Consider the following 17,832-nt stretch of genomic DNA (forward strand, 5'->3'; position numbering starts at 1 on the left):
TCCCCTCATTTCTCTTTTTGATTTCACTGCCCAACGCCTTGTCAACGTTTCCAAGTTTGTTGTACAATAAAGCTAAAAAAGGACATGTTTTTGTTTGTTTTGTTCAATTCTAAAAGGAGTTTCTCTATGAAGTTAGTTGCTGAATTGCTTGCTACACCACGCTTTTCCAATTTGCGTTTGTTGACAGATCCCATTACCGCGGAAATTCCCGTCGACAGTATCGAAATCACTGAGACCCCCGATATCGCACACTATATTCCTGAGCATACCTTTATCTTAAGCACGGCGATGGTTTATAAAGATAATCAAGGAGCACTGCTTGAACTGATCGATTCCCTCGTAGCCAAAAATGCCGCTGGATTAGGCATCAAGATCGGTCGTTTTTTGGATGTCATCGATCCTGAAGTCATCGCCTACGCCGATAGTTTAGGTTTCCCCATCGTAGAAGTACCTGCCACGATGCCGCTGGGCCGTTTGATGCACCAGCTTTTGAATTTACTATGGAACACCAAAACCGAGCAGCTGAGTTATGCCTTAGATATCCAAAAACGGTTCTCTGCTTCCTTGATGAAGGATGTCAGCATCGCTCGCTTTATCGCTGATTTTGGCCAAATGGTCAATACACCGATCATTTTGTTGAATCCTTTCAAACAAGTGATTGCCCATTCCAAGCATTTCACCCGCATGTCAAAACCCGCGGAGTACTACATCCATCAATTAGGACAAACGAAAGGGGTTTTTACTGGTGAAAAAAGCGGGGCGATCCCTATCAAAGATCTCCATGAAAAAACGTCACAAATTTCTTATTATGCCATTGAAACCTCCACTTATTTCCCCCATTATTTAGTCATTTTGAATCCTGAGGCGATTCCTTATCCTGTCTCGGATTTTGCGCTGGAACAAGCAGCATTGGTCTTGTCGTTTATGCTCTACAAAAACCAAAAAGTGCAAGAATCTTTTGAAGATTTAAAAAGTGACTTTTTAACACGGATGATCGAATACCAGCAATCTTCCAAACAGGAACAAAAAGATTGGTTAGATCTCGGAAAGACTTACGGGTTGGTCAAAGCCCGCCATTATCGTGTCATCTATGGTGCCTGTGAACCAACCAAAGAAACCAAAGACAAAGACAAATACCTAAAAGAAGAAAGTGACTTGGTCTATCAGTGGTTTAGTGAACAACTGCCTTATCGCATCAAAGATGTTTGTCTCTTTCGCTTAAAGGGCAGCAATCACTTTGCGATTTTCGTGCAGCATAAGTGTGATGCCTTAGAAGACCATTTGATTGAGACCGCCAATGCTTTGACCAATCGGTTGCCTTTTCGAATGGCCTTTGGTGTAGGGAGTGTCTGTGAAAGCATCAATGATTTAGCCAGCTCCTACATTGAAGCAAAGACTGCTTATGAAGAACGAAGAGGCCAACATGATTCTCCCATCGTCTCTTTCTACCATCAACGGGGAATGCGGAGTCTATTTGAAAAAATGAGCCCTGAAGATATCCATTATTTCTGCCGCACGATCCTCAAAGAATTGGCGTTTCCGCAAGAAGATGCCACCATCGAATTGCGCAAAACCTTACGGGCTTACTTGGATTATCAATGTGAGATCACCCGCACCGCCAAAGCCTTGTTCGTTCATCGCAATACGATCAAATACCGCATCGAACAGTGCCAAAAGCTACTAGGAAAAAACGTGCATGATCCTAGCATTAGCCTGGATCTGCGCTTAGCCCTTGAGCTGTCCGAAGAAGGCGACTAATAGGCGAATCAAGCAGTTGGATCGCTGGTGTTACCCAGCGATCCTTGTGCCTGCTTCACCTAACAATGCTAAGTCTGCTTCTTCCAATGAGCAGATGATTGCCGTCTTTCCTTGCTTGGCAAACGCAATCGCTGCTTCCATTTTCGGCCCCATACTGCCTTCTGCAAAATGCCCCGCATCAAAATATGCTTGCGCTTCACTTACGGATAATCCCGTTAATTTTTCTTGCTCCGGTGTTCCGTAATTGATATAAACGTTGCTGACGTCGGTCAGCATCATAAATACATCGGCATCCACTTGTTCTGCCAATTTTTTCCCAGTTCGGTCTTTATCGATGACTGCTTCGATCCCTTTCAAGCCTTCCGCTTGTTTTACGACTGGAATCCCACCGCCGCCACCAGCGATCACGATGGTATTTTGATTCAATAAATGAACCATTGATTCCACGCCGTGGATCGTCACAGGTTGTGGGGATGGCACGACGCGACGGTACCCACGTCCAGCATCTTCTTCCATCACCCAATGTTTTTCCTCAGCCATTGTTTTTGCTTCTTCTTCTGAGTAGAACAAGCCGATCGGCTTCGTTGGCTTTTCAAACGCGGGATCATCCGCTGCCACTTCCACTTGAGTCAATAAGGTCACGACATTGCTGGTCAGTTCTTCTTGATCGATTTTATTTTTGATGCTTTGCTCCATCAAATAACCGATAAAGCCTTGTGACTCTGCATTGCAGACATCCAGTGGAAAAGGCGGCACGACTTCTTTGGCTTCTTCATTTTGTCGTAAAATATTGCCGACTTGCGGCCCATTGCCATGCGTCACAACGATTTGATGGTCAAGTTTCTCGATTTTAGCGATCTGTTCTGCACTTAACTGGATATTTGCAAGCTGTGTCTCTACGGTCGCTGGTTGATTCGGTTTTAAAATTGCATTGCCCCCTAGAGCGATGACCACTCGTTTTGCCATATGAATTCCTCATTTCTATTGTTTTGAAATTGATTGATACTGCGAGCAAACCCTGCCAAAAAGTCAGCCCCCGAGGTATGACCGATCGCTAGTATCTCTTTGATTACTTGGTAAAAAGCCGCTGAATCGGTACACCTGGTCAAGGATAACGCCGATTGATTGAATGCGCCTGTCAACGCATGCAGAAGATAATGTTTACTGACGTCAGTCGTCAAATCATTGACTGTCAACAGCCTTCTTTGTAGATAAGCCACCAAGCGGGTATCTTCTTGCCCCATCACTCGGCGAGCCAGTAAATGGCCAACTAGCATATCATCGCCTGTGGGGGTCAATCCGACACCCCGTCCGACTAAATAAGCGACTGCTTGCCGTTGTTCTTTAAATGAAGGCGTGCATAGCTGATCGATTGCGTCATAAAACGGATGATTGCTGCTGATGGTTTGTGAAACAGCTTCTTGAATCCCCGTCTTTTCCGTGACATGTTGGAGGGTTGACCAAAACAGTTCTCGATCAAATGGGACTGTGCCAGCTGGGAAGGTGGTTGTAAACATGGCTGCCTTTTGAAAAGACAGACGATGATGCGGAAAATGGATCACTCGTTGCTGAACCAAAAGAGTGGTACCAGCAAGCAAGTCGGTCGCCAACGCTGCATAATCGTCGGCAGCTAAAATCATTCCTTTGGGCACGCGAGCCGCTTGTTTGGAGACACAGATCAGCTGATCCTGACGAGGATCTTGCAGATTGAAACTATGCTGAAACACACTGTGAACGAGCCAGGTGCCATTGATAAATGCGGGTTCAAATAAAGCTTGGTCGATCCATTTTGCCTGTATCATCGCTAGGTTGCTCCTTTTCACGTTTTCAGACCCTGAGTTATTCTTCAAATCCTAATTTTTTTGCATAAGCCAAGACAGCTTTTTCAAAGCAATCCATTGGTGGTGTCACTGTCCCGGCCCCAATTTGTCCCCGTCCAGCTTGTTTGTTGGCGATCCCTGTATTGATCACCGGTAAGATCCCTGTTTCCACGACTTTCCGAGCATCGATCCCTAAACAGATCCCTTTGAAGTCCCATGTAGGAACGGGAAAATTCGGATTGGTATCAATGGAGATCTCTAACATCTCATTGCTGGTTTTCAACGCATCGTGAAATCCGCCGGAACCAACGAAGCGTGTCACAGCTGGGGCAGCAATCATCGCCATTCCCCCAACACCAAAGGTTTCCGTAATGGCACTGTCGCCCATATCTGGAGAGGCATCTTCTTCACTGAATCCTGAGAAATACAACCCTTTTGGTGTATTGACAGGACCGGTAAACCACTCGTCCCCCATACCAGAAATACGGATACCGAATTCATGCCCGTTGCGACACATTGCTGTCACAACCGTTCCTTCTTCAATCGTCCGGGCGCCATCAAGCACCGCTTTTGAAGAAGCCATCATGATATTCAAGAAAAACTGATCCGTGTCTGCTAGAAACTGAATGACTTCTGGTTTTTCTTTTTCAAATCCTTCAAGGGTAACGATCGCTGGTGCTACTTCTTTTAAGAACGCCAACGAAGCAGCGATATTCCGTTGATGGAACTCATCCCCCATGGCGATTGCTTTTGCGACTAAGACATTGATGTTCAAGCCATCGGGTTTTGTTTGTAGTGCAGCACTTAAAACTGGTGCTAACGTATTTTTCATCCAATGCAAGCGATCAATGACTTCTTGAGAATAGGCGCCAAAACGTAAAACTGCCCCAATCCCTTCGTTCATCGTACAGTACGCTCGGTTGCCGTCTGTTTTGTTTTCCACCACGAGAACCGGCATATTGGCAGAGGTGATGCCCCCCATTGGGCCAACCGCTTGCACGTGGTGACAAGGAATCAGTTGAACTTCCCCAGATGCTAATAAATGACGTACCTCTTCTTCCGTTTCGCCCCAGCCTTCAAAAAGTCCCGCTCCAACACAAGCGCCTTGAATCGGATCGATCATCTGGTCGTAGCGGATCGGTGGTCCTGCGTGCAATAGGACTTTTCCTTCACCTAATTCTGGAATGACACTGACTGCTGGAACGACATCCAACAAAAAAGGCGAACCGGCAACGATCTTGGCAATAACGGCTTGGTTTGCTTCTTCAATAGTTTCGTACACGATAACTTCCTCCTACTCTGATAGTGACACTTGTGCTAAGAAACGTAAGGCTTTTTGTAACGTTACGTTCCCACCAGCAATTGGCTGCCAGTCATATTGAACGACTTGACCGTGATGCGTCTGGATCGCTTCTGCAAAGCTACGCAATCCTACATTGATGAACGCGTCATTCGACAACAATTCGCGGCTCTTTTCAGATGGCTCTGGCAACCCATCGGCAGTTGTCACTGCTTTTGGCAACAGCTTACGACTAATTGGGGAAAAGGGATGGCCGAGCATTGCTAAAGCTTTTTTGACTGCTTGGGCATTGCTTTGACACAAAATCACGCCAGCTGCGGTTAAAATCTCTGCTTGCTCGTTGCTATCTTGGGGGTCTAAATCAGTTCCAACGATCGTAGCGATCACCGCTAACTCCCGACCAGCTGCTTGTGCTTCTTCCTTCAATGATTTGATGGTCGGTGCCAATTCACTCGCCATATCTTGATGAGAGCCGTACCCTAAAACGATATCTAACAAAATCACTGCCGTTTCAGGATCTTCCCCCGCTTGTTTCAACAGTTCGATCCGCTTTGTTGGGTCGATCATCGGATGGGGCTTGCCTTGAGTATAAATGTCATCACCTAAATCGATGATCTCATGGCCAGCTGCTTTTAAGATGTACCCTTCCTGATGGGTATCTTCTTGTTCCAGATTTAATCCTGCTTTAACAAGCATCGCTGCTTCGTACGCCAATGTTCCGCCAGAATAGTAAGCTTTGATTTTTTGTTGTTCAGGTCCAAAAGTGGCAGCTGCTGTTTCCTCTTTCACTGGCTCTAGTCCAATCTGTTCTTGGCGTAGCAGCTGCACGGCTAATTGAGCCGCTTCTTCCAGCGTGTAGGCTCGGTAAAGATTTTCTTCGTGGTCCGTTGGCTCTTCCCCAAGAAAAATCGTGACTGCAGGTTTTGTTCCTCTTCTTAAAAGTGCCAACACTTCATCTCGGACACGTGGTGCAGGTGGTTTGGAGATCACCACGATCACCTCCGTATCAGGATCGTGTTCCAAGGCAAGAATGCTATCTTTCATGGTGATCCCACCGACGGCTTCTTTGAGATCTCGTCCACCGGTTCCGATGGCTTGTGTTACACCGGCACCCAATTTATGAATAATAGTGGTGACTTCTTGGATACCAGTACCCGAAGCGCCGACAACACCGATTTTCCCTTTACGGACGGCATTGGTGAAGGCTACTGGTATCCCATTGAGAATCCCTGTGCCACAATCTGGTCCCATTAAAAGAAGTCCTTTTTCATGCGCCAGTTTCTTTAGCCGAACTTCCTCTTCCAATGAAACGTTATCACTGAAACAAAATACATGTTTGCCCGCTGCTAATGCGGTTTCAATTTCTGGTGCTGCCATAGTACCGGGAATCGATAAGACAGCGACCTTCGCATCTTTTCCAAGATCTAAGGCTTTTTCCCAAGTTTTGACGCTTTGGGTTTCCTCTCCTGCGCTATTGCTTTGGTCCGATAAGAAGGCATCGATTTCTGACAGGACTGTTTCGATGATTTCTTCCTCTTCGATGTCTAAAACGAGCACCATATCGTTGGATGTCGCATTGCTCATCTCCTCGGTATAAAGACCACCCGTCTTGAAAATGTCCTTATTGGCAGGTGTGCCCATCATGACCGAAGCGTTGTTGATCCCTTCGATCGTCAGTAGACGATTGGTCAAAAGCATTAAAACAATGGAATCTTGGTAATTGTTTTTTTGAATAATAGTGTGTAACATGGGTCTCCTCACTCTCCTGTTCCTGTCTGTGCAAAGGCATCTGACCCAGAATACTGGTCAAAATGAACCGTGTCGCTAATGAGATAGCGATAAATGTTCTTCTCGATGGGAATGCCTTCTGCCATATATTTTTCATAGGTTAGTTGATTGATCTCGCCTGGATAATAGACTTGCTGGAACTGTTCAGCAGCCGGTATGTCATGCAGTTCGGCAACCATCGTCTCCACCGACTCTTTAAATGTGTCTAAATCTGTAAAGCGTTGCGGATCGATCAGCAAAATAAATTGCCCTAAGTCGCGACCTTTCGTCAGATCGTTGTACATAGAGGAAACATGCTTGCCAAAAGGCAGCCCAAGGAGCATTCCTGATAAGATATCCACCATCATCATCAACCCAAAGCCTTTTGGCCCTGAGATCGGCAGTAAGCCGTGGACATGATGTGGATTCGTCGTTGGCTTGCCATGAGCATCCACGGCCCATGTCGCAGGAATCTCTTTATTTTTGGAGCGAGCGTCTAATATTTTGCCCCACGCTTGGACCGTCGTTGCCATGTCAAAGACCACCGGTGCCCCCTGTTTTCTTGGTGCGGCAAATGCGATTGGATTGGTACCAAAATAATTTTCTTTGCCGCCAAAAGGAACCACCATTGAATCTGATTGGCACATAGATAATGCAATCAAGTCAGCTTCTGCAGCTTTTTTGACATAATAGGATAGCGCCCCACTATGACTCGTTTTCCGTACACCAACCGCCGCGATCCCAGAACGTTTGGCCATCTCAATGGCATGCTTTGTCGCTTCTAATACAACGACCTGCCCTGCGCCATTTTGACCGTGAACGATCCCGCTGCTAGGCCCAGTCTCTTCAAACGTGATCTGTGGAGTGCGATTCATTCCACCTTTAGCGATCCGCTCTGCGTAATAGTCTACCCGTACAGCCCCATGAGAGTGGATCCCGCTGGCATCGGCAAAGACCAAATGCTCTGCAACGATGGCTGCGTGCGCTTCAGACAAACCAGCAGCCGCTAATTTTTTTTGGATCAATTGCTGTAACTCTTGTGACTGTACAATAACCGTCTCTTCCATTTTCTAAACTCCTTTAAATTTCCGGATCGCGGTTGCAATCTTTGGAATAAATATAGGTCAATGGTTCATCACGACCGACACCATAGGCCGCTTGCTGTACATAGGCACTCATGAAAATATAGTCGCCTTTTTCCACTGGGAACCACTCATTGTCTAAGTTATACATCCCTTTACCTGACAGTAAGTACGCCCCGTGTTCTTGGTAGTGGGTCTCAATGTAGCCATGACTTGCCCCTGGTTCAAAGGAAAGGATATGGATATTCATGTCAAAACCCAACTCTTTCGGTAAGAAATCCCAAAGCAGGACGTCTTCCATCCCTTCGTATTGGATCGGTATCAACTCTGAAAGATTCCCCACTACTTTGTAGGCTTGGTGATTTTCTAACGGTTGGTAACGCTTCTTATATAAGAACACTTCTGTCGCTTCTTCTTGGAGATTTTTCATATACAGTTTTTCTCCAGCAGGCAGATAGATATAGCCTCCGTCCGTCAATGTATGGGTTTCTTTACCATCACTCACTTCCAGTTTGCCCGAGATGACATACAAGAAACTCTCGATCTCTGGTCCGCCGAAGCCCAATTGGTTGGCGCCATCTTTTTTGAATGAAATGATGTAATCGACAAAAGACGCCCCTAATTTTGGTGTGCCGAGTATCGAACATTCACAGTTTTCGAATCCTGGAATGACATTATTCACTAACCCGTCATGCGGCAAGATCGCAAAATTATTTTTTCTAATGACTGCACGTGATTGCAGCAATCCATCTAAATAGCCCGTATTATTATTTTTGTATCCCATGTGTGTCCCTGCTTTCTATTCTTTGTATGCTAGCTCGTAAAGGGAAGCTGCTAAAACTTCTACCCCAGCTGTTAAATCTTCGATAGTTGTTGCTTCGGCTGGGTTGTGGCTAATCCCATCAATACTTGGTACAAACAGCATCGCCGTTGGAAAATGTGGTGCAATGATTTGGGAATCATGACCCGCCCCACTATGCATCACTTTGTAGCGTTTGCCGGTTTGCTTCACCGCTTGTTCCACCGTGGCAACGATCGTATCGTCCATCGGCACTGGGCGTTCATCCATCCATAGGTCCATCTCCACTGTCAGGTCGTGCTCTTTGGCGATCGCTTGAATGATCTGTTCTGCTTCAGCAGTAAAGGCATCCAATAGCTGCCCATCAGTATGGCGACAATCCATCGTAAACAACACTTCACCAGGAACCACGTTGACCGTATTCGGCTTTGGCTCAACTTTACCGAATGTCACAACTAATGGATCCCCAAGATCTAAGCCACGGTCGATCACTGCGGCACACATTTTGGCAAAACCATACACAGCATCTTGACGATAGCCCATCGGTGTGGTGCCTGCATGATTGGCTTGTCCTTTTAAGACAAAGGTGTAGCGCTTTTGACCAGCGATACTATTGACGACACCGATCTGCAAGTTTTCTTTTTCTAAAACACTGCCTTGTTCGATATGGATTTCCACGAAGGCTTTGATGTCTGATCGAACCGGTTCTTGTGGGTCGCGAAAGTCAAAGCCTTGGCGTTGCATCTCTGCCACGAAGCTATTGCCTTCAAAATCTGCGATCGCTTCAACATCGGCTTTTTTGGCCTCTCCGACAAAGTTTTTACTTCCCCAAAAAACGGTTGGAAAACGACTGCCTTCTTCTTCTGCCATTGAGATGACTTCCAAGGAGCGTAAAGGTTGCCCATAGGTCTCTTTTAAATACTTGATCGCTAAAGCAGCAGCAACGACCCCGTATTGACCGTCTAATGTGCCCCCGTTGACGACGGTATCGATATGTGACCCTGAAAGAATCGTTTCTTCTGGATACTGGCTGCCTTCCATTCTGCCGAAGAGATTGCCGACTGCATCATAGGACGTCGTTAAGCCAGTTTTTTTTAATTGTTTTTCTACAAATGATTGCGCTTCTTTCCATGAATCGGTATAAAGCAGTCTAGTCATTCCTCCAGTTGGATCATTCCCAATCTGAGATAATGCATCGATCATTGCCGCTACTTCTTTTTTCAACTCCATTGTTCTGCCTCCTTTGATTTATACGGTTATTGTAAGCGTGTTACTGAAGGACATCATTGTTCACTTTCGACAAAACCGTTTCTATTTTTAGTCATAACGCTGTTTTCTAAACCGCTTCCTTCTCCTATACTCTTCCTTATACTATCGAAGAAGAGAAAGGAAGAAAACAATGGTTTATCCTAAAAATGCCTTTGCGCAAACAGAAAAAATCCAATTTGACACCTACGGCATTTTGCCGTTAGAAGTGACGATCCTAAAAGCAGCGCAGCCTCGGATCAGCCTTTTGTATTTTCATGGTGGTGGCTTCCTCTATGGTCAGCGGGAAGACCTTCCGCAGGATTATGTCCACCAATTGCTGGCTGCCGGTGTTAGCCTTTATCTCTTTGATTATCCACTGGCTCCCGAAGTAGCGCTGAACGACATTTACCTTCATACAAAAAAGGCAGTGGAATGGTTTTTGACAGAGGGCTGGCACTTCAGCGGCGTTGGTGCAAATGAGTACATTCTATTCGGTCGCTCCGCCGGCGGTTTTTTAGCGACCTTACTGACCGCACGCACAAAGCATCCGGAGCAAAAAGGCTTGATCCGATTTTACGGATACCAAGAGTTGTTTTATAAAGAATTTTTGCAGCCGGCACGCTTTTACACGCAATTTCCGAAAGTCCCGCCACTCGACGCCGAAGCTATGATCGAAAGCCAACCAATCACCCACGGCACGTTAGAAAAACGATTCCCTTTGTACCTTTCCGCCCGTCAATATGGCAACTGGCAGCGTTATTTAGGCAATCGGGAACAGCTGGCAGCCTTGGCGATTCCTGCTGCCGCTTACAAAGACTTTCCTCCTTGCTTTGTCGTTCATTGCAAAAAAGATCCAGACGTTCCCTTCAGCGCCTCCGAAGCTTTCGCAGCACAAGTCCCCCGTGCCAAAACACTTTGGCTCGATTTAGATCAGCATGACTTTGATCGGACACCAAATGCGATCGCTGATGAGTGCTATCGAGAGATGATTTCATGGCTCCTTTTAACAATAGAGAAAAATTAAGCGCAGATTTGGCCATGCTTCTTTAGTAAACAAAAACAGGCGATCTTCAAAGGAATGTTCCCTCTAAAGATCGCCTGTTTTTTGATTATAGTGAGTTGAAGGTATTCACGACATTCTCAACACTGAAGCCGAATTCCGCTAAGACTTTGTCGCCAGGTGCTGATGCACCGAAGTGATCGATCGCGATCACTTTTCCATGGAAACCGGTGTAACGTTCCCAACCAAATGGGGAAGCCGCTTCGATCGCTACCCGTTTCTTCACTGCTTTTGGCAAGACGCTTTCTTTGTATTCTGAACTTTGTGCTTCAAACAAATCAAAGCTTGGTAAGGAGACCACCGATACATCGATGCCTTCTTCTGCCAATTTAGCTTGTGCTTGGACCGCAAGATTCACTTCAGAACCTGTGGCGATCAAAATCCCCGCTGGTGTTTCACCAGCTTGTTTTGAAATCACGTAGCCACCTTTTGCGACATTTTCATCCGCACCGGTTTGCGTGCCTTCGATCACTGGTAGATTTTGTCGGCTTAAGACTAAGACCGTTGGTTTATCCGTTGTCGTCATGGCCAATTTCCAGGCAGCACGGGTTTCATTGCCGTCTGCTGGACGAATCACTTGGACATTTGGCATGCACCGGACGCTGGCTAATTGCTCGATTGGCTCATGCGTCGGTCCATCTTCTCCCACCGCCACGGAGTCATGCATCAAGACATAGATCACAGGTGCATGCTGGATCGCAGACAAGCGCACCGCTGGACGCAAGTAATCAACGAAGACGAAGAAGGTTCCGCCATAGATTCGCGTACCGCCATGCAATTGGATTCCGTTCATCGCTGCCGCCATCGCAAATTCTCGGACACCAAACCAAATGTTGCGGCCTTCGTATTGGCCAGGTTCAAAGTCTTTTTCTGCTGCCACCATCGTGTTGTTGGAACCAGAAAGGTCAGCCGATCCACCCCAGAGACTAGGGACGGCTTGGGATAAGGCTTGGATCATCTCTTTGCTGGAAACCCGACTAACTTGTGAGCTGCCAACTTCGTAGCTTGGTAATGTTGCATCCCAATCTGCTGGCAATTCACCCGCAAAGGCTTGTTTGAATTGCGCCGCAAGTTCTGGGTAGGCTGCTTCATAAGCATGGAAAGTTTCGTTCCAAGCTGCTTCAGCTTTTTGTCCTTCATCGACCATGGTTTCTTTGAAGCGCGCGGCAACTTCTTCAGGTACAGTAAATTCTGGGTATTCCCAACCATAAATCGCTTTAGCTGCAGAAATGCCTTCGGCACCGATCGGCGCACCATGAACGGCAGAGGTGCCTTGATTTGGCGCACCGTATCCGATCACAGTCTTGATTTCGATCAAGGTTGGTTTGTCGCTTTCAGCTTTTGCTTCGTCGATCGCTTTTGAGATCGCTTCTAAATCATTGCCGTCTTCAACGAGAATGTGTTGCCAGCCATACGCTTCAAAACGCGCACCGACATTTTCTGTAAAGGCTTTTGAAGTTGGGCCATCTAGGGAGATGTCATTTGAATCGTACAAGACGATCAGTTTGTCTAATTTCATGTGACCCGCCATGGATGCAGCTTCTTGCGAAACACCTTCCATCAAATCCCCATCGCCACATAAAGCGTAGGTATAGTGATCGATGACTTGATACTTGTCGCGATTGTAGGTTGCAGCCAAGTGGGCTTCGGCCATCGCCATACCGACTGCCATAGCGATCCCTTGTCCTAAAGGTCCAGTGGTTGCTTCCACGCCGTCTGTGTGATCGACTTCTGGATGTCCTGGCGTGCGGCTATCCCATTGACGGAAGTTTTTTAGATCCTCAATGGTCACATCGTAACCAGACACGTGCAACAAGCTGTACAATAGAGCCGAACCATGTCCAGCAGACAAAACAAAGCGGTCACGATCCACCCAGTTGCGAGAAGTCGTTGGATTGACTTTCAAGTGTTTGGTCCACAAGGCATAGGCCGTGGGTGCTGCCCCCATCGGTAATCCTGGATGTCCTGAATTGGCTTTTTGTACGGCTTCGATACTTAATGTACGAAGGGTGTTCACTCCTAATTGATCGATTTTATCAAATAATTTTTTCAATTAAATTGCCTCCTTCACTTTCTTCAGCCAGCATGTTTCTATTCACTGCCTTTTCACAATAGAAAAGAACCAGACACCCAAAGTTTACAGGCTAGGAGGCATCTAATGCTCCTCTTTTTAACAGTCCGCAACTTGAGTCGTCCGGTTATTTTGCTTTCGGCTTTGCTTAGCTACTCAAAACTTTTCCAGTCATTTCTTGATAATCTGCGACCATGATCGACCATGCTTTGGCAATGTCATCATCTAAACCAAACAATCCACTGCGTCCGACAATATAGATGTCTGGATTGGCTTCATCGATCCGTTTGAAGGATTTCCGATTGGAGGAACCATCCATTTCAATGACATAGTGATAGTCGTATTCTTCCCGTAATTCCCGCAGTTCAACAATTTTATCTAACGCCCCTTCAATAAAGCGTTGGCCAGCAAACCCTGGATCAACCGTCATGATCGTGACTTTATCCAAACGATCGATATAAGGCAAAATGACCGATACTGGCGTTTCAGGATTTAAGACGATCCCGGCTTTTAATCCGGCATCATGGATTTGATCGATCAGACGAAATGCTAACCCATCCAAAACTTCAGCGTGCATGCAAATCCATTCACAGTTGATATCGATCAGCTGCTGCACCCAAAAGGCAGGTTCAGTGACCATCAAATGAGCGGACAAAGGCAAAGTACTGATTTTGCGGACCTCTTGAATAAACCATGGGGATAGGGAAATATTGGGTACGTAATGACCATCCATAATATCAATATGATAGGAGTCCACTTGGTCATTCAAAAAAGTGATTTGCTCTTTAAATTTATCTAGATCCATCGTCATCAGTGACGGTGAAAATTCAACTTTGTTCATAGACTTATCCTTTCTCCTCGATCAGTCTTGTACTGAGAGGAACGATTCTTCTTTCAATTGAATCGCTTTTCTTAGAAAATTTGAATATCATCTAAATCGATTTCTTCTTCTTCCACTTCTGCTTGCGCGGCTACTTGTTCTTCAGTGACATTTTTCTTGATCAAAGCCAAGGTGATCCCAGTCACTACTATATTTACCAACAAAGCTACTGCCCCAGCCCATGGACGAGTCATAGTCGGCAGCATCAGCACACCACCAAACGGTACCGTTGCATCTGCCCCTAAGACCATTGAAACAGCACCTCCAGCAGCGCCACCGATAGCTGTTGCGATCAGCCCTCGGACGATATCGTTCATAACGATTGGGATCACCCCTTCAACGATATTGATCACACCCATTGGTACGGCAGATTTTAACGTTTCCACTTCTACAGGCGTATAGATGTTTTTGCCGAACAATTTTGCAATAAAGAATGCTAAACCAAAACCGATTGGTGTTGCAGTATTGACTAATTGCAACGCAGTGATCGGTCCATTGATCCCTTCTGCTTGCATCGTCAGAACAAAAGCAAAGACCGTTTTATTGATTGGTCCGCCATAATCAACGCCACTCAACAAGCCGATGACCGCACCAAAAACCAATAATGAAGAGGAGCCTAAGCTATTTAATGCGTTCGTTAGTAAGTTCGTAAAGGCAGTGATCGGTGTACCGATAATATAGACCATGATCAGACCACCGATCAAAGAGGTCAAAAAGGGAATGATCAATGTCGGCATCAAGCCTTTCGCCCAATTTGGTACTTTAATATATCGTAAAATAGCAATTACTAGATATCCAGCTAAGTAGCCGCCCAAGATTCCCCCAATAAAACCTGCACCAATGGCATTGGCTGTCAAACCAATAATAAACCCTGGCGCGATCCCCGGTTTTTCGGCAATCGCATAAGAAATTCCTGTCGCAATGACCACCGGAAGCAACCCGAGTCCTGCACCTCCCATCGTAGCTAAAGCATCCCAAATCGTAAATTCACCTGGCACCAGTTGTCCCTGACTGGTGCCGCCGAAAGCCATGCCAATGGCAATCAAGAATCCGGCACCGCAGACGATCGGAATCAAATAGGAGATGGCTGTCAATAAATGTCCTTTTAAATTCAATGCTTTGATTTTTTCCATAGTTTCCTTCCTCCTTCGGTTTGCTTAGACCGCCTGCTGTTGGACGACCTCTTTGGCTTTTTCCAACAATTTGCTTGGGGACTTGATGGCAACTTCGGTCGGCACTTGAATGATCCGTTTCCCTTCAAATCGTTCACGTCCTGCTACTTTGACGTCAACTGCTAAAATCACGACATCTGCAGCCGCAATCGCTTCAGGTGACAATTCATTTTCACGGCCGATCGTTCCTTGTGTTTCCACATGGATCTCGTAACCTGCCTTTTTAGCCGCATTTTCTAACTTTTCTTGCGCAATATAAGTGTGAGCGATCCCTACTGTACATGCACATACTCCGACAATTTTCATAATAATTCCTCCTTAAATTTTCTGTTATCCTTGAAATGCTTCAATCACTTGCTGCGGCTCTTTTGCTTTCAACAAGGCAGCCGTCACCTCGTCATTTCCTAATTTCCGAGCGAACAAAGAGAGTAGTTTCAAATGCTTTTGCGCCCCTTCCGTGTCATCACCGACGGCAAATAAGATAATTCCTTTCACTCCCTTGCCATCCAACGTTTCCCAAGGGATCTCTTCTTTTAAAACCCCGATTGCTACGCCGATCTCCTTCACATGAGCACTTTTTCCATGGGGAATGGCAATGTAATTGCCAATCCCTGTTTGACCGACTGCTTCCCGCTCATAGACATCTTTTAAAAATGCTGCCTGATCCGTCAAGTACTCATTGGTATATAAAAGCTGACTCAATTGCTGCAGGGCTTCTTCTTTAGAAGCTGCCTCCATGTTGGTTTTGATTATTTTTGGATCAATCACTGTTGAAATATCCATTCGTTTTCCTCCTCTAGTTGATTACCTTTTACCTTACTGAATTGACCATTCATTCCTATCAGCCACGTTGGTTGAGAAGGAAGGCTTCGATTTCTTCTTTTGATTTTTCTGCAATGAAGTGCAGATTTTCTTCATAGGCGAAACATTTCATTAAACGGATGACTGCTTGTTTCACCGCGGTTGTTTCGTTAGTCTTCATCAGGATCGCAAAAATCGTTTTTGCTTGCAGCGTTCCCTGCCAAAGGACTTCTTCACCTCTGACGAGGACGATTCCGCTTTTTTTCACCACAGCACTTTCAATGTGCGGTAGCGCAAAATCTTCAGCAATCATCGTATTGCCGCTCGCTTCTCGGGCTTGCAGAGCTTCAAATAGCAAGGTTTTGCTCTCCGTCAGCCCGATTGTTTGGCTAACTGCTGCAATCTTCCTTAAAACATCGACTTTCGTCTCTCCAGCTTCTGTTGAAACTAAAGTAAGGGACAAAGGGAATTTAGTCATTTCTCACCCTCCCAATCATCGCTTCAAGGCGTTTTTGGTCTTCCATCGTCAGCATGGCACTCACGATCACGACCGGAATCGGACTATCGATCGTTAATTGAACGGTTGAGATGATCATCTCCGTATCCGGGTGCTGCTTTAAAGCCGATTCCACATCACGAGAAGGTAGGACAGCCGTGATTGCCAACTCACGAAACTTCTTATGCACTTTTACTTTTAATAATTCGGAGGTCCCGATTCCCGTAGTACAGACGATCATGACCTTGAGTTGTTGGGGATGTTCTTCGATCGCTTGAGCAAAGTAAAGGGTGACAAAGCCGATTTCATCTTCTGTGAGCACTGGCAAATCATACACTTGACAGATTTCTCTTGCAGTCTCTTCGGTAGCAAAAAACAAATCTGTGTATTCTAATTTGATTTGCTCCAAAAGATTGTTTTTGACTTCGATCCCATGTCGCAACCGATTGATCATTGGTTTGATATGGCGAGCCAATTTACCGAATAACTCCTCGTCTTCAAATGACCGCTGCAGCTGAGTGCTCATTTTTTCTATAAATGCATTAGAAATTAGTTTTACTTGTTCTGACAGATCCTCTAATTCATCCGTGGCCTTTTGCATCCGTGAGGAGACGAGGTATTGATACATATAATAGCTTTCGTTTTCCGGTAATTTCGTATGCAAGTACTGTTCGCTATTGCCAATGATCTCTTTGGCGATGGTGGCTAATTCTGGGTTTTCTTGCATTTGCTGTTTCTCTTTCTCATCTAAAATATCCTCGTTAAACGAATTCCCTACTTTGCGAAACCGCCGCAATAAGATATACAGGTGAGAAAAAAGATTGATGTTGTATGGATGAGGAATTACTAAGCCTAGGTGATTTTCAATCAAATTCAGCTGTCGCAAAACAAACTCCGCATCATAGCGGTTGAACGCCTCATTCGTCACATGCAGATCATCCAAGCGGATATTGCGGGTTTGTTGGATATACTCCTGCAATGCACGACGGATATTTTTTTCTGCACCGTTCACCCCGATCATTTTATTTTTGCGGGAAACCGTCAGCTCAAAACGCTGCAAAGCTTCAGAAATTAATTTCTCATCACTGTTGATAACCGTTTCACTCACATAAAAAGGCTGATACAGGGAAAAAATATTCTTTCTTTTTGGGGAAATAAGCAATAGCTCCTCCATCACCTTGTTCCGGCGTTCCACTGGTGTCAGCGCATTCGGCATTTCCGCTTTCTGACTCTGGGACTTTTCTTGATGATGGAAACTTAAGCGGTAGCCTTTCCCTTTTTCTGAGAGAATCACATAGTCAATCGCGGCATCCTCATTGATTGCTTTTACGATGCGATAAATCGACTTTGTAGAAAGTCGAAGCGCTGCGGATAGTTCATCGGCCGTGACAAATTCTCTCGTATTGGAAAGAATATGGATGATTTTTCTCTTTCGTTGTTCCATAACAGTCATGTAACCGTTCTCCTTTCTACACACTTATCATAGCACTAGGAAATGTAAGCGTTCTATCATTCTTTGTCCCCTTCATGGGACAAAGATGATCAATAATAAGAATTACAATACAACGTTAAGGACAA

General features: G+C 45.6%; 16 protein-coding genes. 2 read left to right on the plus strand and 14 right to left on the minus strand.

Features of this window, described 5'->3' with window-relative positions:
• The first annotated feature begins 126 nt into the window (after positions 1-126).
• Complete coding sequence (locus ACIPK1_RS01220) at positions 127-1,758, plus strand: PucR family transcriptional regulator (protein WP_016613699.1); 1,632 nt, start codon at positions 127-129, stop codon at positions 1,756-1,758.
• A gap of 30 nt (positions 1,759-1,788) precedes the next feature.
• Here ACIPK1_RS01220 and arcC read toward each other — a convergent pair whose 3' ends face one another.
• From arcC to allC, 7 genes are read right to left on the minus strand one after another with little or no spacing between them, the layout of a single operon-like run.
• Positions 1,789-2,724: a carbamate kinase gene (gene arcC, locus ACIPK1_RS01225; RefSeq protein ID WP_008379225.1), complete on the minus strand. Its 936-nt coding sequence runs from the start codon at positions 2,722-2,724 to the stop codon at positions 1,789-1,791.
• Positions 2,697-3,560 carry a DUF2877 domain-containing protein gene (locus ACIPK1_RS01230; protein ID WP_086332612.1) on the minus strand — a complete coding sequence of 288 codons (864 nt, stop codon included), beginning with the start codon at positions 3,558-3,560 and terminating at the stop codon, positions 2,697-2,699. The genes arcC and ACIPK1_RS01230 overlap by 28 nt, the downstream gene beginning before the upstream one ends.
• Positions 3,561-3,597: 37 nt before the next feature.
• Positions 3,598-4,860, minus strand: a complete 1,263-nt coding sequence (locus ACIPK1_RS01235; protein ID WP_005234461.1) for a DUF1116 domain-containing protein — start codon at positions 4,858-4,860, stop codon at positions 3,598-3,600.
• 12 nt (positions 4,861-4,872) lie between these two features.
• Positions 4,873-6,627, minus strand: a complete 1,755-nt coding sequence (gene fdrA, locus ACIPK1_RS01240; protein WP_008379230.1) for an acyl-CoA synthetase FdrA — start codon at positions 6,625-6,627, stop codon at positions 4,873-4,875.
• An 8-nt stretch (positions 6,628-6,635) separates the two neighbouring features.
• Positions 6,636-7,712: an ureidoglycolate dehydrogenase gene (gene allD, locus ACIPK1_RS01245; protein ID WP_005234452.1), complete on the minus strand. Its 1,077-nt coding sequence runs from the start codon at positions 7,710-7,712 to the stop codon at positions 6,636-6,638.
• A 13-nt stretch (positions 7,713-7,725) separates the two neighbouring features.
• Positions 7,726-8,511, minus strand: a complete 786-nt coding sequence (gene allE, locus ACIPK1_RS01250) for a (S)-ureidoglycine aminohydrolase (protein ID WP_086297689.1) — start codon at positions 8,509-8,511, stop codon at positions 7,726-7,728.
• Between the two features lie 15 nt (positions 8,512-8,526).
• Positions 8,527-9,756, minus strand: a complete 1,230-nt coding sequence (allC, locus tag ACIPK1_RS01255) for an allantoate deiminase (protein ID WP_086316448.1) — start codon at positions 9,754-9,756, stop codon at positions 8,527-8,529.
• A gap of 169 nt (positions 9,757-9,925) precedes the next feature.
• On the opposite strand from allC, the gene ACIPK1_RS01260 reads away from it, so the two are divergent.
• Positions 9,926-10,798, plus strand: a complete 873-nt coding sequence (locus ACIPK1_RS01260; RefSeq protein ID WP_086316449.1) for an alpha/beta hydrolase — start codon at positions 9,926-9,928, stop codon at positions 10,796-10,798.
• A gap of 85 nt (positions 10,799-10,883) precedes the next feature.
• Here the strand turns inward: ACIPK1_RS01260 and tkt are convergent, their stop codons facing one another.
• The 7 genes from tkt to ACIPK1_RS01295 form a co-directional block, all read right to left on the minus strand.
• Positions 10,884-12,887: a transketolase gene (gene tkt, locus ACIPK1_RS01265; protein ID WP_400449746.1), complete on the minus strand. Its 2,004-nt coding sequence runs from the start codon at positions 12,885-12,887 to the stop codon at positions 10,884-10,886.
• Positions 12,888-13,053: 166 nt separating this feature from the next.
• Complete coding sequence (alsE, locus tag ACIPK1_RS01270) at positions 13,054-13,746, minus strand: D-allulose 6-phosphate 3-epimerase (RefSeq protein ID WP_008380955.1); 693 nt, start codon at positions 13,744-13,746, stop codon at positions 13,054-13,056.
• 71 nt (positions 13,747-13,817) lie between these two features.
• Positions 13,818-14,918: a PTS fructose transporter subunit IIC gene (locus ACIPK1_RS01275; protein WP_194193172.1), complete on the minus strand. Its 1,101-nt coding sequence runs from the start codon at positions 14,916-14,918 to the stop codon at positions 13,818-13,820.
• A 24-nt stretch (positions 14,919-14,942) separates the two neighbouring features.
• The gene (locus tag ACIPK1_RS01280) at positions 14,943-15,263 is read right to left on the minus strand and encodes a PTS fructose transporter subunit IIB (RefSeq protein ID WP_008380953.1); all 321 of its coding nucleotides are present in this window, start codon (positions 15,261-15,263) and stop codon (positions 14,943-14,945) included.
• Between the two features lie 24 nt (positions 15,264-15,287).
• Positions 15,288-15,740, minus strand: a complete 453-nt coding sequence (locus ACIPK1_RS01285) for a PTS sugar transporter subunit IIA (protein ID WP_074536500.1) — start codon at positions 15,738-15,740, stop codon at positions 15,288-15,290.
• A gap of 58 nt (positions 15,741-15,798) precedes the next feature.
• On the minus strand, positions 15,799-16,236 hold the full coding sequence (locus tag ACIPK1_RS01290) for a PTS sugar transporter subunit IIA (protein ID WP_275626554.1): 438 nt from the start codon (positions 16,234-16,236) through the stop codon (positions 15,799-15,801).
• The gene (locus tag ACIPK1_RS01295; protein ID WP_275626553.1) at positions 16,229-17,707 is read right to left on the minus strand and encodes a PRD domain-containing protein; all 1,479 of its coding nucleotides are present in this window, start codon (positions 17,705-17,707) and stop codon (positions 16,229-16,231) included. Before ACIPK1_RS01295 ends, ACIPK1_RS01290 begins: the two co-directional genes overlap by 8 nt.
• Positions 17,708-17,832 lie beyond the last annotated feature (125 nt).

The sequence above is a fragment of the Enterococcus sp. NPDC086594 genome (assembly GCF_044746145.1).
GTDB classification, from domain to species: Bacteria; Bacillota; Bacilli; order Lactobacillales; family Enterococcaceae; genus Enterococcus_D; species Enterococcus_D entomosocium.